Here is a 636-nt window from a genome sequence, read left to right on the forward strand (position 1 = left end):
ATGCAGGAAGCTCTTTTCACGACGGTCAAGCTTGAGGACTTCGTTCCGGCCGATCATCCGTTGCGCCCCATACGGTTGCTGGTCAATCAGGCGTTGAAGCGGCTCAACGGATTGTTCGGCATTATCTATGCGGACAGCGGCCGGGCCTCGATTGCACCGGAGAAGCTGATGCGTGCGCTTCTGTTGCAGGTGTTCTACTCGGTGCGCAGCGAACGCATGCTGATGGAGCAGATGCAGTACAACCTGCTGTTTCGCTGGTTCGTTGGACTGGCCATCGAGGACACTGTGTGGAACCACTCCGTCTTCTCGAAGAACCGTGACCGGCTGCTCGAGCACGAGGTCGTGGAGTCGTTCTTTACCGAAGTCATGACGCTCGCCGACAGGCAGGGCCTGCTGTCCCGGGAGCATTTCTCGGTGGACGGCACGCTCATCCAGGCCTGGGCGAGTCACAAGAGTTTTCGTCGCAAGGACGGATCGGACGATCCGCCGGCCGGCGGCGGGCGCAACGCCGAAGCCGACTGGAAGGGTGAGCGACGTAGCAATGACACGCATGAGTCGAGCACTGATGCGGATGCGCGCCTGTTCAAGAAGAGTAAGCAGAGTCCGGCCATCCTCTGTTACCAGGGGCATATCTTG

Annotated in this window: 1 protein-coding gene; it reads left to right on the forward strand. The window is 59.7% G+C overall.

Annotation, left to right across the window (positions count from 1 at the left end):
• Nucleotides 1-636, forward strand: a 636-nt coding sequence (locus tag EVC45_RS45030; protein WP_129964410.1) for an IS5 family transposase, incomplete at both ends; no start/stop codon positions are given.

The sequence above is a fragment of the Paraburkholderia sp. UYCP14C genome, assembly GCF_004197395.1.
GTDB lineage: Bacteria > Pseudomonadota > Gammaproteobacteria > Burkholderiales > Burkholderiaceae > Paraburkholderia.